Annotated in this window: 26 protein-coding genes and 1 tRNA gene; 13 read left to right on the top strand and 14 right to left on the bottom strand. The window is 67.6% G+C overall.

Annotated features, from left to right (window positions below; genetic code table 11):
• The first annotated feature begins 27 nt into the window (after window positions 1–27).
• Complete coding sequence (locus AC3ISA_RS11150; RefSeq protein ID WP_489177935.1) at window positions 28–1026, top strand: cysteine synthase A; 999 nt, start codon at window positions 28–30, stop codon at window positions 1024–1026.
• 161 nt (window positions 1027–1187) lie between these two features.
• Here the strand turns inward: AC3ISA_RS11150 and AC3ISA_RS11155 are convergent, their stop codons facing one another.
• The 7 genes from AC3ISA_RS11155 to flgF form a co-directional block, all read right to left on the bottom strand.
• Window positions 1188–2975 carry a DUF885 domain-containing protein gene (locus tag AC3ISA_RS11155; RefSeq protein WP_489177936.1) on the bottom strand — a complete coding sequence of 596 codons (1788 nt, stop codon included), beginning with the start codon at window positions 2973–2975 and terminating at the stop codon, window positions 1188–1190.
• 49 nt (window positions 2976–3024) lie between these two features.
• Window positions 3025–3528 carry a hypothetical protein gene (locus tag AC3ISA_RS11160; RefSeq protein WP_372693145.1) on the bottom strand — a complete coding sequence of 168 codons (504 nt, stop codon included), beginning with the start codon at window positions 3526–3528 and terminating at the stop codon, window positions 3025–3027.
• Between the two features lie 7 nt (window positions 3529–3535).
• Window positions 3536–3964 carry a hypothetical protein gene (locus AC3ISA_RS11165; RefSeq protein ID WP_489177937.1) on the bottom strand — a complete coding sequence of 143 codons (429 nt, stop codon included), beginning with the start codon at window positions 3962–3964 and terminating at the stop codon, window positions 3536–3538.
• A 131-nt stretch (window positions 3965–4095) separates the two neighbouring features.
• Window positions 4096–4818: a flagellar basal body L-ring protein FlgH gene (flgH, locus tag AC3ISA_RS11170; protein WP_372693143.1), complete on the bottom strand. Its 723-nt coding sequence runs from the start codon at window positions 4816–4818 to the stop codon at window positions 4096–4098.
• A 12-nt stretch (window positions 4819–4830) separates the two neighbouring features.
• Window positions 4831–5448, bottom strand: coding sequence for a flagella basal body P-ring formation protein FlgA (locus tag AC3ISA_RS11175; protein ID WP_489177938.1), 618 nt, complete (start codon window positions 5446–5448; stop codon window positions 4831–4833).
• Between the two features lie 3 nt (window positions 5449–5451).
• Window positions 5452–6240, bottom strand: coding sequence for a flagellar basal-body rod protein FlgG (gene flgG / locus AC3ISA_RS11180; protein WP_489177939.1), 789 nt, complete (start codon window positions 6238–6240; stop codon window positions 5452–5454).
• Between the two features lie 53 nt (window positions 6241–6293).
• The gene (gene flgF, locus AC3ISA_RS11185; RefSeq protein ID WP_372693140.1) at window positions 6294–7034 is read right to left on the bottom strand and encodes a flagellar basal-body rod protein FlgF; all 741 of its coding nucleotides are present in this window, start codon (window positions 7032–7034) and stop codon (window positions 6294–6296) included.
• 180 nt (window positions 7035–7214) lie between these two features.
• Here flgF and AC3ISA_RS11190 point away from each other — a divergent pair, with 180 nt between their 5' ends.
• From AC3ISA_RS11190 to AC3ISA_RS11230, 9 genes are all read left to right on the top strand, one after another.
• Window positions 7215–7892, top strand: coding sequence for a flagellar basal body-associated FliL family protein (locus tag AC3ISA_RS11190; protein WP_372693139.1), 678 nt, complete (start codon window positions 7215–7217; stop codon window positions 7890–7892).
• A gap of 2 nt (window positions 7893–7894) precedes the next feature.
• Window positions 7895–8938 carry a flagellar motor switch protein FliM gene (gene fliM / locus AC3ISA_RS11195; protein WP_372693138.1) on the top strand — a complete coding sequence of 348 codons (1044 nt, stop codon included), beginning with the start codon at window positions 7895–7897 and terminating at the stop codon, window positions 8936–8938.
• Entirely contained in the window at window positions 8938–9522 is a 585-nt protein-coding gene (locus AC3ISA_RS11200) for a DUF6468 domain-containing protein (protein WP_489177940.1), read from the top strand. Before fliM ends, AC3ISA_RS11200 begins: the two co-directional genes overlap by 1 nt.
• 17 nt (window positions 9523–9539) lie before the next feature.
• Window positions 9540–10451, top strand: coding sequence for a MotE family protein (locus tag AC3ISA_RS11205; protein ID WP_372693136.1), 912 nt, complete (start codon window positions 9540–9542; stop codon window positions 10449–10451).
• 314 nt (window positions 10452–10765) lie between these two features.
• Window positions 10766–11005 (top strand): DUF3297 family protein, encoded by a 240-nt coding sequence (locus AC3ISA_RS11210; RefSeq protein WP_489177941.1) that lies wholly within the window; start codon window positions 10766–10768, stop codon window positions 11003–11005.
• Window positions 11006–11048: 43 nt separating this feature from the next.
• Window positions 11049–12485: a M20/M25/M40 family metallo-hydrolase gene (locus AC3ISA_RS11215; RefSeq protein WP_489177942.1), complete on the top strand. Its 1437-nt coding sequence runs from the start codon at window positions 11049–11051 to the stop codon at window positions 12483–12485.
• 47 nt (window positions 12486–12532) lie between these two features.
• Window positions 12533–12619, top strand: a tRNA-Leu gene (locus tag AC3ISA_RS11220).
• 61 nt (window positions 12620–12680) lie between these two features.
• Complete coding sequence (locus tag AC3ISA_RS11225) at window positions 12681–13721, top strand: DNA adenine methylase (RefSeq protein ID WP_489177943.1); 1041 nt, start codon at window positions 12681–12683, stop codon at window positions 13719–13721.
• 62 nt (window positions 13722–13783) lie between these two features.
• Window positions 13784–14101 (top strand): hypothetical protein, encoded by a 318-nt coding sequence (locus AC3ISA_RS11230; RefSeq protein ID WP_489177944.1) that lies wholly within the window; start codon window positions 13784–13786, stop codon window positions 14099–14101.
• A gap of 7 nt (window positions 14102–14108) precedes the next feature.
• Here AC3ISA_RS11230 and rnhB read toward each other — a convergent pair whose 3' ends face one another.
• Window positions 14109–14765: a ribonuclease HII gene (gene rnhB, locus AC3ISA_RS11235; protein WP_489177945.1), complete on the bottom strand. Its 657-nt coding sequence runs from the start codon at window positions 14763–14765 to the stop codon at window positions 14109–14111.
• 103 nt (window positions 14766–14868) lie between these two features.
• Here rnhB and AC3ISA_RS11240 point away from each other — a divergent pair, with 103 nt between their 5' ends.
• A complete protein-coding gene (locus AC3ISA_RS11240; RefSeq protein WP_489177946.1) occupies window positions 14869–15129 on the top strand; it encodes a hypothetical protein in 261 nt (86 codons plus the stop codon).
• Here AC3ISA_RS11240 and AC3ISA_RS11245 read toward each other — a convergent pair.
• The 6 genes from AC3ISA_RS11245 to AC3ISA_RS11270 all read right to left on the bottom strand — a co-directional run bounded on the left by AC3ISA_RS11245 (window position 15126) and on the right by AC3ISA_RS11270 (window position 20057).
• Window positions 15126–15716, bottom strand: coding sequence for a DNA-3-methyladenine glycosylase I (locus tag AC3ISA_RS11245; RefSeq protein ID WP_489177947.1), 591 nt, complete (start codon window positions 15714–15716; stop codon window positions 15126–15128). The genes AC3ISA_RS11240 and AC3ISA_RS11245 overlap by 4 nt on opposite strands.
• A 483-nt stretch (window positions 15717–16199) precedes the next feature.
• A complete protein-coding gene (locus tag AC3ISA_RS11250) occupies window positions 16200–16958 on the bottom strand; it encodes a 3-oxoacyl-ACP reductase (protein ID WP_489177948.1) in 759 nt (252 codons plus the stop codon).
• A 7-nt stretch (window positions 16959–16965) separates the two neighbouring features.
• Complete coding sequence (gene ygfZ / locus AC3ISA_RS11255; protein ID WP_489177949.1) at window positions 16966–17769, bottom strand: CAF17-like 4Fe-4S cluster assembly/insertion protein YgfZ; 804 nt, start codon at window positions 17767–17769, stop codon at window positions 16966–16968.
• 50 nt (window positions 17770–17819) lie between these two features.
• Window positions 17820–19172 (bottom strand): hybrid sensor histidine kinase/response regulator, encoded by a 1353-nt coding sequence (locus AC3ISA_RS11260; RefSeq protein WP_489177950.1) that lies wholly within the window; start codon window positions 19170–19172, stop codon window positions 17820–17822.
• A 103-nt stretch (window positions 19173–19275) separates the two neighbouring features.
• Window positions 19276–19842: a hypothetical protein gene (locus AC3ISA_RS11265; RefSeq protein WP_489177951.1), complete on the bottom strand. Its 567-nt coding sequence runs from the start codon at window positions 19840–19842 to the stop codon at window positions 19276–19278.
• Window positions 19839–20057 (bottom strand): hypothetical protein, encoded by a 219-nt coding sequence (locus tag AC3ISA_RS11270; RefSeq protein ID WP_489177952.1) that lies wholly within the window; start codon window positions 20055–20057, stop codon window positions 19839–19841. Before AC3ISA_RS11270 ends, AC3ISA_RS11265 begins: the two co-directional genes overlap by 4 nt.
• An 86-nt stretch (window positions 20058–20143) precedes the next feature.
• Between AC3ISA_RS11270 and AC3ISA_RS11275 the strand changes: the two genes are divergently transcribed.
• Entirely contained in the window at window positions 20144–21109 is a 966-nt protein-coding gene (locus AC3ISA_RS11275) for a glycosyltransferase family 9 protein (RefSeq protein ID WP_489177953.1), read from the top strand.
• A gap of 223 nt (window positions 21110–21332) precedes the next feature.
• Entirely contained in the window at window positions 21333–22664 is a 1332-nt protein-coding gene (locus tag AC3ISA_RS11280; protein ID WP_489177954.1) for a dihydroorotase, read from the top strand.
• Window positions 22665–22740: the final 76 nt, after the last annotated feature.

Consider the following 22740-nt stretch of genomic DNA (forward strand, 5'->3'; position numbering starts at 1 on the left):
CGTTCGACCTCGCCTGAAAGCTGAAACGTGTCCGTCACATCGTCCGTCATCGACCTGATCGGCAATACGCCGCTGGTGCGCCTGAACCGCCTGTCCGAAGCGACGGGCTGCGAAATCCTGGGCAAGGCGGAGTTCATGAACCCCGGCGGCTCGATCAAGGACCGCGCGGCCCTGTCGATCGTCCAGGGCGCGCGGGAGTCGGGCGCGCTGAAGCCCGGCGGGACCATCGTCGAGGGCACGGCCGGCAACACCGGCATCGGTCTGGCCCTGGTCGGGGCGGCGCTGGGTCATCCGGTCGTGATCGTCATTCCGCGCACCCAGTCGGAAGAGAAGAAGTCGGCCATCCGGTCGCTGGGCGCGCGCCTGGTCGAGGTGGACGCCGCCCCCTTCTCCAGCCCCAACCATTTCGTCCACTATTCCGGGCGGTTGGCGGCCGAGCTGAACGACAGCGAAGAGGCGGGCGCCATCTGGGCGAACCAGTTCGACAACACCGCGAACCGCGACGCCCACTACAACACCACCGGCCCCGAGATCTGGGCGCAAACGCAGGGTAAGGTGGACGCCTTCGTCTCGGCCGTCGGTTCGGGCGGCACCATCGCCGGTGTCGGCGCCTATCTGCGCGAGAAGAACCCGGACGTGACGATCGCCCTGGCCGACCCGGCCGGAGCGGCCATGTTCAACTGGTTCAACAAGGGCGAGATGAAGGGCGAAGGCTCGTCCATCACCGAGGGCATCGGCGTGGCGCGGATCACCGGCAATCTGGAAGGCTTCCGGCCCGATCACGCCTATCGGATCGAGGATGCGGAGTTCCTGCCGATCCTGTTCGATCTGGTGAAACACGAAGGCCTGTCGTTGGGCGGTTCGGCCGGGGTGAACATCGCCGGCGCCGTGCGGCTGGCGAAGGAGATCGGGCCGGGCAAGACCATCGTGACCTGCCTGTGCGATCCTGGGTCGCGCTACGCGTCCAAACTGTTCAACCCGGAATTTCTGCGGTCGAAGGGTTTGCCGGTCCCGGAGTGGGCATAAGCACATCGTCTCCTCCCCACTTGTGGGGAGGGGGACCGCGAAGCGGTGGAGGGGCGCTTGAAGTCCCACAGGCATTTGCGATGCGGTGCAGAACCCCTCCGTCACGGCGCTGAAGAAGCGCCGCGCCACCTCCCCGCAAAGCGGGGAGGAGACAGGTTTGGTTACTTCGCCTTCTGCTCCGCGATCCAGGCATCCATCCGCTGGTCCAGCAGCGCCAGCGGCAGCGGGCCTTCGACCAGCAGGGCGTCGTGGAAGGTCCGCACGTTGAACTTTGGCCCCAGTTCCCGCTCGGCCCGCGCCCGAATTTCGCGCAAGCGGATCTCGCCGATCTTGTAGGCCGTGGCCTGGCCCGGCCAACCGATATAGCGCTGAAGCTCGGTCTCGATGTTGTGGGGCGCAAGCGCCGAGTTGTCGCGGAAACAGGCGCGGGCCTGTTCCTCGGTCCAGCCCATCCAGTGCAGGCCGGTGTCGGCGACCAGGCGGCAGGCGCGCCACATCTCGTAGGACAGGCGACCGAACCGCTCATAGGGCGTGCGGTAGAAGCCCATCTCCTCGCCCAGATACTCGGCGTAAAGCCCCCAGCCCTCGGTATAGGCGCTGACATTGGCCTGACGCCGGAAATAGGGTTGGCCAGGCGCCTCTTGCTGCAGGGCGATCTGGAGGTGGTGGCCGGGCACGGCCTCGTGCAGGGTCAGGGCCGGCAGCTCATACAGCGGGCGCTGATCCAGCTTGGACGTGTTGACGATGTAGTGGGCGGCGACGCCGTTCTGCATCGAGCCGCCGTTGTAGCGGCCGGTGGTGTAGTTTTCCTCGATCTGTGGCGGCACGGGCTGCACGTCATAGGTCAGGCGGGGCAGGGTGGCGAACAGGGGCGGCAGGCCGCCGTCGGCGCGCTTGGCCATTTCCGACGCCTGTTGCAGCAAGGCCTCGCGGCTGGTCGCATAGAACTGCGGATCGGTGCGCAGGAAGTTCAGGAAGCCGGCGAAGTCGCCTGTCCAGCCGGACGCCTTCATCTCCACATCCATCCGGGCGCGAATGCGGGCGACCTCGTCCAGCCCGATCTGGTGGATCTGGTCCGGCGTCAGGTCGGTGGTCGTGTGGCCGCGCACCAGATAGGCGTAAAGTTCCTTGCCGCCGGGCCGATTGCCGATGCCTGGCTCGGCCGGCGCCTTGGGCAGATAGTCGGTTTCCAGGAAGGCCAGCCAAGCCTGGCGTGCAGGAATGATCACTTCCGAAACCGTCGCCGTCGCCGCTGCGGTCAGACGATCCTTCTCGGCCGGAGACACGGTCGAGGGCAGGGTTGTCAGGGGTTTCAGCAGCGGCTCGGCGTCAGGCTTGATCGCCACATCGTTGCGCGCCAGCGTCAGGGCGCTCTCTGTCACGGACCGGGCCTGGATCAGACCTGTCGCCAGACCGCGCCGGGCGTTGGCCGTCGTCTGGGCGTAGATGGTTCCGAAGCCCCTGATGCGTTTGATATAGGCCTCGGCCTCCGCGACGGAGTTCAGGCGGGTGCTGCCGCCGACATAGAGGGCCCATGTGCCCGGGCCGCCCTCGGCGTCGAAGGCCAGGCGGCTGGTGTCGTAATCCAGCCCTTCAAGGCTGCGGTTCAGGGTGTAGAGCAGGAAGGCGTGGTTGATGCCGCCTGCGTGGGAAAGACTTGCCGGGTCGATGGCGTTCAGCCGCCGCACGAAGTCTTCGATCGGCGCGCGCTGGGCCAGTTCGAATTCGCGCGACAGGTCGGGCACACGACCCATCGCCTCCACATCACCCTCGCCGCTGGCCGAGAAGGGATCGACCGACTTCAGATAGGTCTCATAGTCGGCGATGACGGCGTTCAGCGCGGTGTCGGCCGGTGTCGCTGCGACCTCGGCGGGCGGGGTCTGCGCCACGACGACCAGCGGCGATGCGCTCGCGAGCAAGGCCGCGATGGCCAAATGGGAAAACTTCATAACGCCCCTCCTGTTAGGGGGCGCACGCAAGCCGAGCGTGACCGATGCGTCAACCGCAGACGGTGAAGAACTGCTCGATTCCCGCCTTGGCGCCCGGATGGGCGGCGTAGATATGGCGTTCCTCGTCCGACCAGGAGGCGATCCAGCCCAGGCGGCGGAAGCGCTGGAAGACCGGATCCTTGGTCATGGCTCGGGCGGTCAGCAGTTCGCCGTCGTGCACGCCCGCCGGTTCGGACGAGGCGCGATAGCGTTCGGTGTCGCCGCCCGATTCGAGATGGATTTCGCGGCCGGGCTTTTCGCTGGCCGCCGTCAGCTCCAGCGCGCCGGAGCCGGCCTGGCAGAGCAGGTGCAGTTTGACCTCGTCGCTGTTGGCGACGCCGTAGGCCAGGGTCGCCTCTTGCCCGTCGCGGTTCAGGAACCAGTCGTAGCCGGGCATGGGGGCGGGGGCAGGGCCCGCCTCCTCCAGATTTGCGACCGGGGCGGGCGCGTTGGTGGCGCAGGCCGCCAGGGCGGACACGGCGATCAGGGGCAGGATCAGGCGAGACAGACGCATGGGCTTCCTATCCGGCGCAGCGGTCGGCGAAGCGACGAAGCTTGGCCAGGTGCGGACGTTCGACGGTGATCGTATCGGCGCTGTCTCCGACCGTGATCGTCATACGGCCGTCCGCGACGAAGGCCGAAAAAGCGGGGTGATCAACCGGGATCGCGGTCTCCAGCTTGCCGCCGCGCCCGATGCGGGCCTCGCTGGTGGCGGTCACGCCGCCGGCGGTGATCCGGGCGAAACCAGCCGTCGCGTCGTCGCCATAGACCGCGACCGAGACGGCGCCGGACCCCGGCTGGCATTGCAGGGTGGCGCGCAACTCAGCGGTGTCGGGAATTTCGTTTGCCAGCACCAAGGGGCCGTCGCCTTCGTACAGGCTCCAGGTCCAGCCGGCCGTCGGCGTCGCCTGGATGGCGACCGCCATCACGGCGGAAAGAATAAGCATCATGTGTCAGCCCCCGCCGACAACGCGCATCGTCGCGTCGCCCCCAATGTCGTCAGGCCCGGCCGTAACCGCAATAGACCAGACCACCGCATAAGGGCTGAACGCGGTTATCCGTCAACGGTTCACATGTCGGATCAGAACGGGCTGAACCGCTCGGCTAGAGCCTGAGCCACAGGCGGGGCCTGGACGCGGCTGACGTCGCCGCGACCGCCGTAGGAGATGCGGGCCTCGGCGATCTGGGTGTGGTTGATGGCGTTGGCGGACGAAATGTCCTCGGGCCGCACGATGCCGGCGACGGTCAGTTCGCGGACCTCGCGGTTGGTGCGCACTTCCTGCCGGCCCTGGATCACCAGATTGCCGTTGGCCAGGACGTCCGTGACGACCGCAGCGATTGTCAGCGACACTTTTTCGGCGCGGTTGACCGTGCCGGAGCCCGCCGATTTCAGGTCGCCCTCCATGCCGACCATGGCGGAAGGATCGAAACCGCCGGGGAAGGCGCGTCCCAGGCTGCTTTCCAGGCCGAACAGGTTGGAGACGCCGCTGGTGATAGTGTTGGAGCGCGACCGCTGGGTCGAGTTCTGGGTCTGGGCGCGGTCGTCGATGTCGATCTTGACCGTCAGGATGTCGCCGATATGACGCGCGCGCTGGTCGCCGAAAAAGGTGCGGGCGCCCGTGCGCCACAGGCTGTTGGCGCTGGCGGGAGCGGTCTCGCGCGGCGGCAGATAGGCCTGCTGCGCCGGGATCAGGGCGGCAGGATAGCCGATCGGCGCCAGTTCGGGACCACGCACCGTCTCGGCGACGGTCGAGCAGGCGGCCAGCGGGGCCAGGACGGCGAGGATCAGGATGGCTTTACGCATGACTTGGATTCCCTAGCGGGCGGCGAACTGTTGGGGATTGGCGCGGGCGGCGTCGCCGGCGGGGCCGGCGATGGCCTGGCCGGGACCGGAGGCGACCGCGTCGATGATGCGGTTGGAGGTGGTGTTCATGATGGCGACGGGCTCCCCCAGACCCGCGCTGCGCATGGCCTTGCCCATGACGGCCAGGTTCACGCCGCCGACCTGATAGGTGACGCGGACCATGTCGTTGCGGGCGATGACCTGCGGTGCGGCGCCGGGGCGGTAGGCGGCGCGTGCGACCGGCTGGACGGCGGACTGCGCCACAGGCTGAAACGTCGCGTCCGACGCCGTCTGGACCGGACCGGTGGCGCGACGCACGGCGACGCGGCGCAGGCCGTTGGGATTGCTCCAGTCGAGGCCGGCCTGGCGGGCCAGGGCCTGAAGCTGGCCGGCTTCCAGCACGACCGAGGGGCCGACACGCTCGGCGACGGCGACATTGGCGGCTGCGCCCGCGCCTTCGAACAGATCGCCCAGGGTGACCCGGCCGTCGTCATCGACGGGATTGGCGCGCAGAACGACGGGACCGGCGAAGGCCGCGCCAGAGACGGCGCTGACGGCGGCGGCGAGCAGGAGGGAGCGGATCAGGGTCATGGCTCAGCTCTTCACTTGCGAGGCGACCGACAGCATCTGGTCGGCGGTGCTGATGACCTTGGAGTTCATCTCATAGGCCCGCTGGGCCACGATCAGGGCGCTGATCTCCGACACGGCGTCCACGTTCGAAGACTCCGTATAGGCTTGCAGAACTTGGCCGAAGCCGATGTCGCCGGGCGTGCCGACGATGGCGGGGCCCGAGGCGGCGGTTTCCAGCAGCAGGTTGTCGCCGATGGCTTCCAGGCCGGCTTCGTTGAAGAAGTTGGCCAGTTCGATCTGGCCGACCGTGGTCGGAGCCGTCTGCCCGTCCTGTGTCACCTGGACCAGACCCGTCTTGGAGATCGATAATTTGGTGGTGTTCTGCGGTATGGTGATCGCCGGTTCCAGCAGATAGCCGTCGTCGGTGACGATCTGGCCTTGCGGGCTGACCTGCAGGTTGCCGGCGCGGGTGTAGCCCCGTTCGCCCGAGGGCAGCGTGATCTGGAAATAGCCCTTGCCGTCGATGGCCATGTCGTAGGGGTTGCCGGTCGCCTGAGGCGTGCCCTGTTCGGTGACCCGGTAGACCGCGCCGGCCTTGACGCCTGCGCCGATCTGGATGCCCGTCGGAACCACGGTGCCGGCGGCCGAGGACTGGGCCCCCATGCGTTCGACGTTCTGGTAGAGCAGGTCCTGGAACTCGGCGCGCTGCTTCTTGAAGCCCACCGTGTTCATGTTGGCGATGTTGTTGGAGATGACCTCCACGTTCAGCTGCTGGGCGGCCATGCCCGAGGCGGCGGTGCGAAGTGCGCGCATTGTTTTTCTCCCTATCGCTCGACGCTCGGCGTCTCGCGACTTGAGGGGCTCCCTTAAGCGGCCTTGCCAAGACGCTCGACGGCGCGACGGCTAAGGTCATTGATGTTTTCGATCATGCGCGAAATGCTCTCATAGGCGCGGCTGATCTCGACGAGATTGGTGATTTCCGTCAACGAGTTGACGTTGGACGATTCCAGCGAGCCCTGATGGACCCGGGCGTCCGCCGCCTCGATCGGGCGGGTGTTGGAGTTGTTGCGATACAGGCTGTCGCCGCCTTTTTCGAGCACGCCCAGCGCCTCGAAGCGCACGACCGACAGGCGACCGGTGACCTGGCCCCGTTGGGTGATGGTGCCGTCTTCGCCCACGCTTGGAGCGCCCAGATTGGGATTCAGGACGATATCGGCCCCGCCGCCAAGGACGGCCTGGCCCTGTTTGGTGGTCAAACGCCCTTCCGGGTCCATCGTGAAGGCGCCGTCGCGAGTATAGGCCTCGCCGTTCGCGCCGTCGCGCACACTGAAGAAGGCGCCTTCGCCGGCGATGGCGAAGTCCAGGGCGCGGCCGGTTTGCTGCATCGAGCCCTGGCCGAAGTCGCGGCCCACGCCGTTGTCCAGCACGAAGCTGGCCGAAGGACGGATGGAGTCGTTGCGGGCGCGCTGGCCGATCTCGGTTCCCAACATCAACTGCTCGACCTTGAAGCCGGTCGTGGTGGCGTTGGCGACGTTGTTGGCCACGATGTCCAGTTCGCGGCGCAGCGTCATCTGGCGTGACAGTCCAATATAGGCGGCGTTTTCCACGAGAGGCGTGCTCCTTCGCTCTCGTCCCTCGCAACGGCCGTGCCAACAGGGTTAATCCAGGCGGAATGCGGGTTTGAGCGCCATCGGCACCCAGATGACCAGGCAAATCCTGCCCATTGTAAACGTCGCGTTAACCAAACCCGACGATCCTCGTCATGAGAGAGTCTCCGGGGCGCGCGCATGTTCAAGTTTGGCAAGAAGAAGGGTGATCCCGCCGCGGACGCCAATCTGCCTGCCATGAAGGAGGGCGAGGCGGCCGTCGAAGGCGACGACGCCGCCGCACCCAAGAAAAAGAAGCTGCCGCTGCTGTTCATCATCGCGCCTGTCGCGCTTCTTGTGCTGGGCGGTGGCGGGGCCGCCGCCTTCTTCATGCTGAAGCCCAAGCCCGCAGAGGCGCACGGCGCCGAGGCCGAAGCGGGTCACGGCGAAGAGAAGTCGGACAAGAAGGCTGAGGGCGGCAAGGAAGAAAAGAAGGAAGCCGGCGGTCAAGGCGGCGGCGCCGAGGGCGGCGAGGCGGACCCGTCGCTGGGCGTCATCGCGCCGGGGCCTGACGGCGTCACCTTCTACACCCTGCCGGACATGGTCATGAACATTCAGTCGCCCGACGGTCGGCCGACCTTCCTGAAGCTGAAGCTGACGCTGGAGATGCACGACGCCGAGGTGGCGACGCATCTGCAGGAAGAAATGCCGCGCCTGCAGGACATGTTCACCGGCTTCGTGCGCGAGCTGCGCCCCGAGGACCTGAGCGGTTCAGCCGGCACCTATCAGCTGCGGGCCGAGATCCTGCGCCGCGTCAATCTGATCGCTGCGCCGGGCAAGATCGACGCCGTGCTGATCGAAGAAATGCTGGTGCAATAGGCATGACCGACGCAGCCCAGCTCGACCCGTTCGGTGGTCTCGGCGATCCCGGCGACGCCCTGTCCGAACGCGTCCTGAACCAGGACGAGATCGACAGCCTGCTGGGCTTCGACCTGGGCGACGACGACGGCTCCGAACGCTCGGGCATCCGGGCGATCATCAACTCCGCTCTGGTGTCGTATGAGCGGCTGCCGATGCTGGAGATCGTGTTCGACCGCCTGGTGCGGTTGATGACGACCAGCCTTCGCAACTTCACCTCCGACAACGTCGAAGTCAGCCTGGACAACATCTCGTCGATCCGGTTCGGCGACTATCTGAACTCGATCCCGCTGCCGGCCATCCTGGCCGTGTTCCGGGCCGAGGAGCTGGACAACTATGGCCTGCTGACGGTCGACTCCAACCTGATCTATTCGATCGTGGACGTGCTGCTGGGCGGCCGTCGCGGCACGGCGGCGCTGCGCATCGAAGGCCGACCCTACACCACTATCGAACGCGTGCTGGTGCAGCGGATGGTCGAGGTGGTGCTGAACGACGCCCGCCAGGCGTTCGAGCCCCTGACGCCTGTCCACTTCAACCTGGATCGGCTGGAGACCAATCCGCGCTTCGCCGCCATCGCGCGCCCGGCCAACGCCGCCATCCTGATCAAGCTGCGCATCGACATGGAGGATCGCGGCGGCCGGATCGAACTGCTGCTGCCCTATGCGACGCTGGAGCCGATCCGCAAGATGCTGCTGCAGCAGTTCATGGGCGAGAAGTTCGGCCGCGACAACATCTGGGAAGGCCACTTGGCCACCGAGATATGGACCACCGAGACCGAGGTCCGCGCCGTGCTGGACGAGCAGCAGATGCCGCTCTCGACCGTGCTGAACCTCAAGGTCGGCGATACCCTGATGCTGAACGCGACGCCGGATTCCGAGGTCTCGATCCGCGCCGGCTCCATCCCCCTGACCACCGGCCGCATGGGTCGCAAGGGTCAGCACATCGCCATACGCGTCGAAGGGCCGGTCAATCCCGAAGCCGCCGCCCGCCTGGGAGTGAATGTCTGATGGCCGGAATGATCATGGACGCGGTGCTGATGCTGCTGCTGGTCGCGGCGGTCGGCTATGGCATCAAGCTGGAACGCAAGCTGGCCGCCCTGCGCGCCGGACAACTGGCCTTCGCCCAGGCGGTGAGCGAGCTGAACAACGCCGCCGGTCGGGCCGAGAACGCGCTGGCGACCCTGCGCGCCTCGGGCCAGGAGACAGACCTTCTGCACGACCGCATCATCAAGGCGCGCGAGGTGAAGGCCCAGCTCGAAACCCTGATCGCCCGCGCCCCTGCCGTCGCGCCCGTTCGCGTCGTCGAGAACGAGCCGGTCCGCCGCACGCCCGCCGCCGTCGCCGCCCCTGCCGTGACCGCGACCGAAGACGAGGAACGCGCCGAGCGCATGGCGGCTCTGGCCGAGCGTATCCAGGGTCTGGCCAGCCCCTCGACCAGCCGTCGCGCCGCAGCGAGCACCGCCCCGGCCGGGCGCGACAATGTCGCCGCCATCGTCCAGGCCCTGACGGCCGGACGCTCCGCTAACCATTCCGCCAAACAAAGCCTCAACGCCGCGCGTCGTAATCTCGACGACGACCTGTTCGCCGCCTGAGTTCGGAACCCCATTTCATGGCCCGTCTACCCCGCCTTCTGCCCCTCATCGCCATCGCCATCGGCGGGGTGGTCGCCGTGCGCGCCATAGGCGTTGCGCCCGGCCTGTTCGACGGCGCCAAGGCCTGGGCCGAGGAGGCGGCGCCGGCTGCAGCCGGCGCGCCGATCAAGCCTGCGTTGCCGGGCACCTGCTCCGCCCTGTCGCCCGAGCAACTGGCCCAGCAGGCGGGCATTTCGCCCGCCGAACTGAAGATCATCCAGTCGCTGTCGCAGCGCCGCGCGGCGCTGGACGCTCGCGATCAGGACTTCGCCACCACCCTGCCGTTGATGGTCGCCGCCGAACAGAAACTGGAGGCCAAGATCCAGGCCCTGGCCGCCCTGAAGACCGAGATGAAGCAAATGCTCGGCCAGGTGGACGAGCGTGAGAAGGCCGAGATCGACCGCCTGGTCCAGGTCTATTCCGCCATGCGGCCCAAGGAGGCCGCCCCCGTCATGGCGACGCTGGAGGACCGCGTGCGCCTGCCGGTCGCCGCCGCCATGCGTCCGCGCACCCTGGCCGCCATCATGGCCCAGATGACGGCGCCCCAGGCCAAGGAACTGACCGAGAAGCTGGCCGCCCGCTTCCAGGCCCAGCAGATGGCCGCCCGCGCCGCTGCCGCCGAAGCCACGCCTCCGCCCGCTGCGACGCCCGCCGTCGCGACGCCTGCGCCGACACCGGTTGCTCAGCCGGCCGCCGCGACCGCCACGCCGCCTGCGGTCCGTCCGACGCCCCGCCCGGCCGCCTCTCGTCCTGCTTCCACACCCGCCCGTCGCCCGGCTGCGACGCCTGCACGCCGTCCGGCGACACCCGCCGCCACGCCGCCCGCCGGTCCTCAGGCCTATCAGCCCTCGGCCGCCGCCAACGCCCAGCCGCGCCAAACTGTGCAGTAACGTTAAGTGTGATCCCTGAACGGATGTTTCGTCTCGACAGTGAAAACACTTTGACCAATGATCTTCGAACGCTCCGTCAGAGAGCGACCACATCGAGGATGACGCCATGGTTGGAGAACTGCTTTACGTCGCGCATCGCCTGCGCCGCGCCATCATCCTGGCCGTTCCGACGGCGGGAACCGCGATGATCGCCGCCGTGGCCCAGCACTATCATCTGCTGCCATAAGCACGCCGCCGCCCGGTTTCGGATTGGCATCAGGCGCGCGCGCGTCTATCACCGCGCCTTGCCGAAAATCTGAGCTCGCTCGAAGACCATGTCCGACACGCCTCCCGATCGCCTCTCGGTCGATCCGTCCAATCCGCACCACAATGCCGAGGCGCTGCAACGCGGCGTCGGCATTCGCTTCAAGGGCGAGGAAAAGACCAACGTCGAGGAATACTGCGTCTCAGAGGGCTGGGTGCGTCTGGCCCTGGGCAACCGCGTCGATCGCAAGGGCAAGGCCCTGACCGTCAAACTGCAGGGCACGGTCGAACCCTATTTCCAGAACGACTGAACCTACCTAGGTTCCGGCTCCCACCCGAGTCCGGAGCCTGCCCATGTCCATCCGCCTGCTGACCGCCAGCGCCGTCGCCCTGGGTCTCGTCGCTTTCGCGCCTGTGGCCAACGCCCAGGATGCGGCGACGGTGGAGCAGGCCATCGTCGTGCGTGACGCCGCGATGCGCTCCAACATCGCCATGGACTATGTCACCCAGCTGACGACGCGGTTCGGCGCGCGCCCGGCCGGCTCGCGCTCGGAACAGCAGGCCGCCGCCTGGGCCGCCGACTATCTGCGCGCCAACGGCTTCCAGAACGTGCGGATCGAAGAATTCCCGCTGGTCGGATGGGAGCGGGGCGAAAGCTCGGCCGCCATCGTCGGCGACAACGCCCAGGCCCTGGTCGCTGCCGCCCTGGGCCATTCGCCGGCCACGCCTCGCAACGGCGTCGAGGCCGAGATCGTGCGGTTCTCCACCTTCGAAGACCTGCAAGCCGCGCCTGACGCTGCCGTGCGCGGCAAGATCGTCTATGTCGATCTGGGCCAGATGCATCCGATGCAGGACGGCTCCGGCTATGGGCCCCAGACCCGCGTGCGCGGCGCCGGCCCCGGCGTGGCGGCGGCCAAGGGCGCATCGGCCTTCGTCATGCGTTCGGTCGGTTCTGACGAGGACCGTATGCCCCACACGGGCACGACCCGCTATGTGGACGGCAAACCGACCATCCCCGCCTTCGCCCTGGCCGCGCCCGACGCCGATCAGGTCAGCCGCCTGGTCGCCCTGGGTCAGCCGGTGCGGGTGCGCCTGACCTCGACCGCCCGCACCTACCGGACCACCAGCCAGAACGTGATGGGCGACCTGCCCGGCGCCACGCGGCCGGACGAGATCATCGTCCTGGGCTCGCATATGGACAGCTGGGACCTGGGCACCGGCGCCATCGACGACGGGGCGGGGGGCGCCATCACCGTTGCAGCGGCAAAGGCCATCGCCGACAGCGGCCGCCGCCCGGCCCGCACCCTGCGCGTGATCTTCTTCGGTTCGGAGGAGGTCTCCCAGCCGACGCCCCAGACGGGCAACGGCGGCGGCGTCTATGCGCGCGGCCAGGGCGCGGCGCTGGACAAGCACATCATCGCCGGCGAGAGCGATTTCGGCGCCGACCGCGTCTATGCCCTGCGTCTGCCCGCCGGCGCCCAGGGCTCGGACTTCCAGAAGGCCGCGACCCGCGTCCTCTATCCGATCGGCGTCCTGGCCTCGGACCGGGTCGAGACAGAAGGCGGCGTCGATGTCGGCCCGATGGGACCGCTGGGCGTGCCCTTCTTCGGCCTGGCCCAGGACGGCACGCGCTATTTCGACCTGCACCACACCGCCAACGACACCCTGGACAAGATCGACCCGGCGCAACTGAACCAGAACGTCGCCGCCTGGGCCGGCCTGCTGTGGCTGATCGCCGATTCCGACGTGGATTTCCGGGCGATGAAGCCGGCGACCCCCGCCGCTCGCTAAGCCCGCTTGGCCCCGACGGACAGGCTGGCTATACAGCCGGTCCGGCCGCGGGCGTGGCGAAACTGGTAGACGCAGCAGACTTAAAATCTGCCGGACGAAAGTCCTTGCCGGTTCAAGCCCGGCCGCCCGCACCAACTGGACCTCTCCCTGTCGCGCGCGAAGCGGCTATGGTGGGCGGATGAGTCGCGCCGCGTCATGATCAAATACATCGGCTCCAAGCGCGCCCTGCTGGGCCATGTGACGGGCGCCGTCGCCGGCGTCCTGCCCCAGGGCGGGCGGGTGTGCGATCTGTTTTCGGGCACGGCGCGGGTCGGTCATGCCTTGAAGAAGCAGGGCTTCCAGGTCTGGTCGAACGACTACAACGCCTATGCCCACGCCCTGGCGACTGCCTATGTCCAGGCGGATCGGGAACGGTGGATCGACCGGGTCGAGACGGTGCTGGCCGAGTTGCGGACGGTGACGCCGCAGGCGGGATGGTTCACCCAGGCCTTTTGCCAGGACGCCCGCTACTTCCACCCCGACAACGGCGCCCGCATCGACGCCATGCGTGACCGGATCGAGGCCATGGGGCTGGAGCCCGAGTTGAAGGCCATCGCGCTGGTCAGTTTGATGGAGGCGGCCGACCGGGTGGATTCCACCGCCGGGGTCCAGATGGCCTATATGAAGCAGTGGGCGCCGCGAGCCTTGAAGACGCTGCAGCTGCGGACGCCGGACATGGTTGCGGCGGTGGACAGCGGGCCGTGCCGGGCGACGCAGGGCGATGCGATCGAGATCGCCGAACAGGTCGAGGCCGACCTCGTCTATCTGGACCCGCCCTACAACCAGCATTCCTATCTGGGCAACTATCACTGCTGGGAGAGCCTGGTGCTGTGGGACCGGCCCGAGACCTATGGGATCGCCAACAAGCGGGTGGACGTCAGGACGCGCAAGAGCGCCTTCAACAGCCGGCCCGGCATCGGCCCGGCGCTGCGCACCGTGATCGAACGGGTCAAGGCGCCCAATCTGATCGTCAGCTTCAACGACGAGGGCTATCTGAGCCGGGCCGAACTGGTCGAGATGCTGTCGGCGCGCGGCCATGTCCAGGTGCTGGAGGTGGCGCACCCGCGTTACGTCGGCGCCCGGATCGGCATCCACAATCCCAAGGGCGAGAAGGTGGGTCAGGTGGGGCGGCTGAGGAATATCGAGCACCTGTTCGTGGTCACGGATCGGCCGGTCGAACTGCCTGTGGCCGCATAAGCGCAGCGAAAACAACAGTCGCAAGTTGCGGAACGCGAATCGCGGCGTGTCGTTCTGGGATTATGCAAGCGCGTCCTCACACCTATCCGCCCACCGATCGCACCGACGATTACCGCGTCCGGCCGGCGGCGGAACCGCGTTCGTGGGCGCCGCGTGTCGCCGAGGGCGACTGGGGCTGGGACGCGCCGGCCGCCGAAGCACGGCCGACTTTCACCCACAACGCCGCCCGATACAGCCGCCCGGCCGAGGCGGCGCAACCGGTCGAGCATGTCGATGTGGAACCCGAGCTGAGCCCGCCGCCGCGCTGGATGATGGCGCTGGCCGGCGCCGCCGTCGCCGCCCTGATGGGCGCGCTGCTGGGCGGCTTCATGCACATCTGAAGCGGCGTCAGGCGTCCTGAAGCAGGGCCTTGATCGGCGACCAGCTGCGCCGGTGTGCGGGGCAGGGACCTAATGTTTTCAAGGCGTTCTGGTGGATCGGCGCGTTATAGCCCTTGTGGCTGGCGAAGCCGTAGCCGGGGTATTGGGCGTCCAGATCGATCATCAGCCGATCCCGCGCGGTCTTGGCCAGGATCGAGGCCGCTGCGATGGATAGCGACAGGCCGTCGCCCCCGACCACGGTCTGGATTTCGCACGGCAGTTTGAAGCGGTAGTTGCCGTCGACCAGGGCCGCGACCGGCTGGATCTGCAAGGCCTCGATGGCGCGGCACATGGCCAGGCCGGTGGCGTGCAGGATGTTCAGCTCTTCGATCTCCTCCACCGAGGCGAAGCCGACGCCCCAGGCGATGGCGCGGGCCTTGATCTGGGGCTCCAGCGCGGCGCGGCGCTTTTCCGTCAGGGCCTTTGAATCGTCGATGCCCGGCGGCAGGTCGTCCGGATTCAGGATCACCGCTGCCGCCGAGACGGGGCCGGCCCACGGCCCGCGACCGGCCTCGTCCACGCCGCACACCAGGCCGCCGACGCGCTGGATCAGTGCGACCTCCAGCGACAGGGTCGGGGCGGCGCGGGGGCGGGCGGTCTTCACGCGGGCAGGGGCTTTAGCCATGCGCGGCCATCGCACGAACCTGGGCGTGACGGAAGCACTGAGACTTCCACGACATCGCAGGCAATTGTAACTTGTGCGAATGGTTAAGGTTGCTCACGTCAGTTTGACACTCATTCTGCTTGCAGGGGCGTGTGCCTCTGCGGTCGGTCCTAACCGCAACGATCTGGCGGGCCTTCTGAAAACATCGGCGCGCAATATCAATGCATTGAATTGTTATGATATTCCTGAGGATCAAACCGAGTTTCGTTGCCTCTATCAAAAACGAGATGCCGGTGGCGTTTGGACGCGGCAAGAAGTGATGATCGCGATTGATGGATCGAGGTGGGTTATCATCGACGGTCCCAACGTACCCAGTCAGCCCTAGGTCATTGCTTTAACCTCCTTGTGACGGAAGCAGGTCGTCTGGTGATCGTTGACCATGCCGACGGCCTGCATGAAGGCATAGACGATCACCGGGCCGCAGAAGTTGAAGCCGCGCTTCTTCAGCGCCTTGGCCATGGCGACGGATTGGTCGGTCTGGGTCGGGGCCTGGCGGAAGTCGGCGTAGGTCGTCTGGATCGGTTCGCCATCGACGAAGGACCAGAGCCAGGCGGAGAAGTCCTCGCCGTTTTCGCGCATCTCCAGCCAGATCTGGGCGCCCCGGATGGCCGCGTTGATCTTGGCGCGCGAGCGGATGATGCGGGGGTCGTTGAGCAGGCGCTGGATGTCGTCCTCGCCATAGCGGGCGACGATCTCGGGGTCGAAGCCGTCGAAGGCGTCGCGGATGCCCTCGCGCTTTCTCAGGATGGTGATCCAGGCGAGGCCGGCCTGGAAGCCGTCGAGGACCAGCTTTTCCCACAGGGCGCGCGGATCGCGTTCAGGCACGCCCCATTCGGTGTCGTGATAGGCGATGTAGAGCGGGTCGGTGGCCCCGCACCAGCCGCAGCGGCCTTCGGCGTTTGAGTCGGTCATGGCCGGAGGTTGCCAGTCTGTTCTGGTGAGGGGAAGGGCGGGTTTTCAGACTCGGCGGCGGAAAAACACCGTCTGAATAGTCTCAATTGTCTGAAATCGGTGGTGGGGCGGAATTGCACTGCACCTGCGAAAACAGTGCAAAGTGCAAGAAAGTGCAATTTGGGTCGACTGTGAGAGAGGTCCGATGCGGTCGAGTTTTGCGTCCTCCCTGTCGAAACCGCGCATTGTACAGGCGTTTGGATCAGTGGTCGGACGATTGACGCTGGTGGTGGGTAAGGCTCTGAAATCTGGACGAATGTCCTCAGAGAATAGGATGGAGACCGTCTCCTCCCCACTCGTGGGGAGGGGGACCGCGAAGCGGTGGAGGGGCTTTTGACGTCCCACTGGCGGCGGTGATGAGGCGAAGAGCCCCTCCGTCACGGCGCTGAAGAAGCGCCGCGCCACCTCCCCATCGCTACGCGATAGGGAGGAGACGGTCGTAGTTCAGTCCCGCACCAATCCGCCGTCCACGACCAGGTTCTGGCCCGTCACGGCGCGGCTCCAAGGCGAGGCGAAGAAAAGGACGGCGTCGGCGAATTCTTGCGGGGTGGTGACGCTGCGAAGGGGCGTCATGCCGGCGATGAAGTCGAAGACGGCCTCGGGCGTGGCGGCGCTGGCGTCGGTGGTGCGCAGGAGGCCGCCCGAGACCATGTTGACGGTGATGCCGTCGGGGCCGAGGTCGCCGGCGGCGGTGCGGGTCAGCGACAGCAGGGCGGCCTTGGCGGCGGTGTAGTCGTGATAGGGCACGACCGGGTTCTGGAACAGGTTGGTGCCGATGTTGACGACGCGGCCGAACCGGGCCGCCGCCATGCCGGGGGCGGTCGCCTGGATGGTGTTGAGGGCGCCGCGCACGACGGTCGAGAACTGGGCCGCCAGTTCGTCCCAGCCGATGGCGGTCATCCGGGACCGGGCGTCGCCGTTGAAGCTGTAGTCCAGGGCGTTGTTGACCACTGTGGTGACGGGGGCGCCGAAATGGGCCTGGGCGGAGGTGACCATGGCGTCCACGGCGGCGCGGTCGGTCACGTCGGCCTGGAGGGCGACGGCGCGGTCGCCGATCTCAGCGGCCAGGGCGTTTGCGGCCTCGCCGCTGGCGCGCCAGTTGATGATCACGCGGGCGCCTTCGTTGGCGAAGGCGCGGATGCACGCCGCCCCGACGCCGCGTGCGCCGCCGGTGACGAGGACGATCTGGTCGGCGATCTTCATGGGGGACTCACGCGTTGGAGGAGGGGAGGACGTCCTCGCCCATCCAGGCGGGTTTGCGCAAGCGCACAGGGCGGCCGTCTACGGTCAGGTCGCCGTCGATGCGGTCGATCCGCAGCAAGGCCATGGCAGAACCGTCACGACCGGACAGCACCTCGCCCGCGCGCAGTTCGCCTTTCAGCACCTCGGCGCCGAAAGCGGGGGGCGGGCCGTCGAAGTCGAGCGGCAGCATCCGGTTCTTGATCGTTCCCCGGCGCTTCATGCGCGAGGTCGTCTCCTGGCCGACGAAACAGCCCTTCTGGAAGTCGATGCCGTTCAGCAGGTCGTAGTCGGCCTCAATCGGATAGGTCTTGTCCTGTGGCGCGTCGGCGGTCGGATCTGGCAGGCCGATGGACAGGCGGTGGGCATGGTAGTCGGCCTCGCTGGCGTCGGGGGTCGCATCGCCATAGAAGCGGCCGCCCATCAGCGGGGTGCGCGGGTCGGGGATGAAGCCGGCGACGACCTCCGGCCAGGCGGCGAAGACGGCGCGGTCGTCGGCGGCGACGACGACCTTGGCGCGGAGCTTGTACATCGACAGTCGCTGCAACAGGGCGTCGCGGCGCTCAGTCGCGACATCGAGCAGGACGCCGTCCGCCTGGCCCAGGATGAACAGGTCGAACAGCAGCCGGCCGGGCGGCGACAACAGCGCGCCGAAGCGCAGTTCGCCTTCCGCCAGCGTCTCCACGTCCTGCGTCAGCAGATTGTGCAGGAAGGGTTTCGCGTCCTCGCCCGTAACGGAGATCAGGGCGCGGCTGTCGAGACGGGCGATGGGCATGGCGCCAAGATAGGGCGCGGACGGCGGGTCCAGAAGACGCCGCGCTGAATTTAGGCGACGGCGGCGGCTTCGGGATCGAACAGGGGGTCGAAGTTGCGCCAGTCGCTGGCGCCCCAGGCCGTGACGCGGGTGACCAGATCGACGATGTTCATCGGCTTGGCGATGCAGTCGTCCATGCCGGCCTCTTCGTACTGGATCAGCTGTTCCGGCAGGGTGTTGGCGGTCAGAGCCAGAATGGGCGTGCGGCCGACCAGACCCGGCAGGGCGCGGATGGCGCGGGTGGCATCGACGCCGTCCATGACCGGCATCTGGATGTCCATCAGGATCACGTCCCAGTCGCCGTCGCGGGCGGCCTCGACCCCTTGCGCGCCGTCGTCGGCGGTGGAGCATACGATGCCCTGGGCGGACATGACGGCCATGACCAGGGCGCGGTTGCTGTCGTGATCGTCGACATAGAGGACGCGCAGGGCGGCGGCGTCTTCATTGGCAGGCGCGGGTTCTTCGATGACTGTATCGGGCGTCTGCAGGGGAATGACGTTGTCGGCCGACAGGTCGATCATGTCGTTGACCACGGACAAAAGACGTTGGCCCGCGCCGTTGATCCGGGCGGCGTGGTCGGCGTGTTCCTGTGCCAGGCCGGCCTTGGACAACAGGTCCGAGAAGCCGATGACAGAATTCAGCGGCGTGCGCAGTTCGTGCGACATATCGGTCAGGAACTTCTGACGCGCCTCGGCCATGGCGGTCTTCTGTTCGGCGGCGACGCGGGCCTGTTCGGCCTCGACCCGTTCGGTCACGTCGATCTCGTTCAGCATGACGCCCAGCTGGCCCGTGACGGGATCGATGACCGGGCGGATGTCGAGGTGGTGCCAGCGCAGGCCCTCGCGGGTGATGATCTCGCAGACGTCCGAGGACAGGTCGCCGGACAGGGCCGCCGCCAGCATGGGCTGGGCGCGCTCGGGTTCCGCGAACCGGGCCTCGAAGGGGTGGGTGGTCGAGCCATAGGCCGCGAAGGCCGCCGGGTTTGAGAACAGCGGCCGGCCTTCGCTGTCGAACAGGGAGATCAGGGTGGAGGTGTGACGCAGGGCCTCGACCGCGCGACGCTCTTCGCTCTCGACCTCGATGGAGGCGGCCTCGAACAGCAGGACCGGCGTGCCGTCGTCCAGCCAATGGGTCGAGATGATCGCCGTCACCGTCAACGGCCGGCCGTTCGGATAGAAGGTCCAGTGTTCGGAAAGGGTCTCGCCGTTCGCCGTCTCGCGCGCCAGTCGCTCGGTGCGGGCCAGGACGGCGGGCGACATCTGGCTGAAGTCGCGGGCCAGGAGGGCGTCGAGGCTGTCGGAGCCCCACAGATCCAGGGCGGCGGCGTTCGCATAGACGCCTCGCATGGCGGAGGGATCGAACATCCAGATCGGGCGTCGAAGCGCGTCCCAGGCCTGCATTTCCGGCGTGTCTCTCAAAGCGGCGGCGTTACGGATTTCAGAATAGCGGCAAGGACTTAAGCTTCGGCTAAGCTGTCCGATCATCCTGGGTTGTCACGGCATATCGCGCGACGACGCCATCGGGCTTAAAATCATGCTCGGCCAGCGTATCGAGCGAGCGCAGGACGCGGGCCAGGAAGGCGGCGGGATCGCCGTCCTCGATCGCCGGGCGCAGCCAGTCGGTGACGACGGCGCGGGCCGGATAGGTGCCGACCGGGCCGGGGATGCTGAGGGCGACCTCGATCCCCTCGGCGATCCAGCCGGCGACGGTCATGAAGAAATCCGGCGAGGCCAGGAAGTCGGAGCGCCGCAGGACGTAGAGGGTGATGACCCCGTCCTCGACCCCGTCGGGGCGGACAATGACGCCGCTGCGGTCCGGCCGCCAGTCGTCGGACAGCTCGACCACGCGCCACAGGCAGAACCAGATGCGGCAGGTGTTCGGCCGGATGACGTGGACCGAACAGCCCGCGCCGCCGACGCAATAGGCGCAAAGCTCGCCGGTCGGCTTGGCCAGTTCCGGCAGGTCCAGCGGGATCACCCGGCAGCATTCGACGCAGCCGCCGCAGGTCCGGCCGGGGAGGAGGGGAAGGCTCACCCGGCTGCGCGTTCCAGCTGGGCGATGCGGCGGTCCATGTCGGCGACGACGGTTTCGAGCCGGGCCTTTTCGGACGCCATGTCGATGGGCGTGCCGTCCTCGTAGGAAATGGTCGCGCCCTTGGCGATCAGGTCCAGCCGATAGATGGCCGTGACGCGCTGGGCCTTGAAGCGTTCGAGGGCGGCGGCGGCTGCAGGGTCGGGGGACTGGCTCATGCGCGTCGCTGTAACGCAGGACGCCTGCCTGTGGAAACCTGCGTTTGGCGCTGAACCCCCGATAGAATCCCTGTATCCGTCAACGGATGATCGGGCGGTTTCCCATCCTGTATATCGCCGAGGCGGACGCCGAGGACGCCGTGCTGTCCTCGGGCGTGCTGGCGCATCTGGTCGAGAGCCTGCCGCATGCGACCTTCACCATCGTGGGATCTGCCGCCAGCGCGCCGCTGTTCGCCGATACGCCGCGCCTGACGAAGCTGATCGTGCTGGAGCGCGAGGGCCATTTCGAATGGATCGCCCTGTGGAACCAGGTGCGCGGGACCAAATGGGGCCTGGTCGTGGACATGCGCGGCTCGGACTTGTCGGGCAAGCTGAGGCGACACAAGCGGGCGGTGCGGGGCAAGGATCAGCCGGGCCTGCATGCGGTCGAGGCGGCTGCGGCGGTGCTGAAGCTGGAGCCGGAGGAGATCCCGGCGCCGAAACTGTATGTGTCGGACGAGACTGTGGAGCAGGTTCAGGCGCTGATCCCCACGACCGGTGGAGACGGTCCGATCCTGGCGGTCGGGCCGGGCGTGGAATGGATGGGCAAGCGCTGGCCCGCCGAACGCTACGCCAAGGTGGCGGCCAAGCTGCTGTCTGACGACGGGCCGTTGGCGGGCGGGCGGCTGATGATCGTGGGCGAGGAGATCGACCGCGAGGCGGCGCATACCATCCGCTACGCCGTGCCTCGCGCGCGGGTGATCGAACTGCAAGGCAAGCTGACGCGGTTGCAGACGGTGGCGGCCCTGTCGAAATCGGCGCTGTACGTCGGGGCGGATTCGATCTGGACCCAGCTGGCGGTGGCTTCGGGCGTGCCGGTGGTGGCGGCGTTCGGGCCGTCGGACGAGACCGTGCGCGGGCCGTGGAAGGGCGAGGCCGTGCGGGGGCCGCGCACCTATGAAGAGTTCAGGAAGCTGGATCCGCGCCTGAACCAGGCCATCCAGCATATGATGGACCTGCCGTGGGAGCGGGTGCTGAAGGCATCGATGCGGGCGTTGAAGGGGCGGGGCTGAACCCGATCTCCCTCCCCGTTCGGGGAGGGTGGCCGCAAAGCGGCCGGGTGGGGGCGGCCGGCGATCCTGCGAAGGCCCTGTGCCGTATTGCCTTGCCCTCCCCACCCGGTCTCGCCTGCGGCTCGCCCCCCCCTCCCCGATCGGGGAGGGAGAAGCTTTAGCCGCTTTCGCGAAGGACACTGCATCCGCTAGAACCTCGGAAACATTCGCAGGAGCCCGCCCCATGACCCAGACCTATGACCTGATCGTCCGTGGCGGCGAGGTGGCGAACCATGCGGGGCGCGGGCCGGCGGACATCGGCGTGATCGACGGCAAGATCGCCTTCATCGGCGACCTGTCCCAGGCCTCGGCTGGCGAGACATTCGACGCCACGGGCCTGACCGTCCTGCCCGGCGTGATCGACACCCAGGTCCACTTCCGCGAGCCGGGACTGGAGTGGAAGGAAGACCTGGAGACAGGGTCGCGCGCGGCAGCCCTGGGCGGCGTCGTCGCCGTGTTCGAGATGCCGAACACCAACCCCAACACCACCGACCCCGACACCATGGCCGACAAGCTTGTCCGAGCGAAGGACCGGATGTGGACCGACCACGCCTTCTACGTCGGCGGCACGCACGAGAACGCCGACTATCTGGGCGAACTGGAGCGGCTGCCGGGCTGCTGCGGGGTCAAGGTCTTCATGGGCGCCTCGACCGGCGATCTGCTGATCGCCGACGACGAGGGGGTGCGAAAGGTCCTGTCGAACGTGCGTCGCCGCGCCACCTTCCACTCCGAGGACGAATACCGACTGGTCGAACGTCGCGGCCTGGCCCGCACCGGCGACTGGACCAGCCACCCCGAGGTTCGCGACGCCGAGAGCGCCATCCGCTCGACCCGTCGCCTGGTCGGTCTGGCCAAGGAGACGGGCGCGCGCATCCACGTCCTGCACGTCACGACCCGGGACGAGATGGAATATTTGCGCTTCCACAAGGATGTCGCCACCGTCGAGATCACGCCCCAGCACCTGACCCTGGTCGCGCCCGAGGCCTATGAGCGGCTGGGCAGCTACGCCCAGATGAACCCGCCGATCCGGTCGCAGGAGCATGTGGACGCCCTGTGGCTGTGGGGGATGCAGCAGGGCGTGGCGGACGTGCTGGGGTCCGACCACGCGCCGCATACAAAAGAGGAGAAGGCCAAGCCCTATCCGGCCTCGCCGTCGGGGATGCCGGGGGTGCAGACGCTGGTGCCGCTGATGCTGACCCATGTCGCCAATGGGCGGCTGAGCCTGGAGCGGTTCATCGACCTGACCTCGGCGGGCGCCCAGCGGGTGTTCGGCACGGCCAACAAGGGGCGGATGGCCGTCAGCTATGACGCCGACCTGACCATCGTCGATCTGAAGGCCAAGAAGACCATCACGCATGACCAGCAGGCGACGCGCTGCGGCTGGACGCCGTTCGACGGCGTCGAGGCGACCGGCTGGCCGATGGCGACCATCGTGCGGGGCCGGGTGGTGATGCAGGACGACGAACTGATCGGATCGGCGCACGGGCGGCCGGTGCGGTTCATGGAGACGCTGTGAGGACGCTTCGCTCCGTTCTTCATTTCCACTCCGTCATCCTCGGGCTTGACCCGAGGACCGGAGGGTCCGCCGCATT

This window comes from Brevundimonas sp. KH_058, assembly GCF_057838505.1.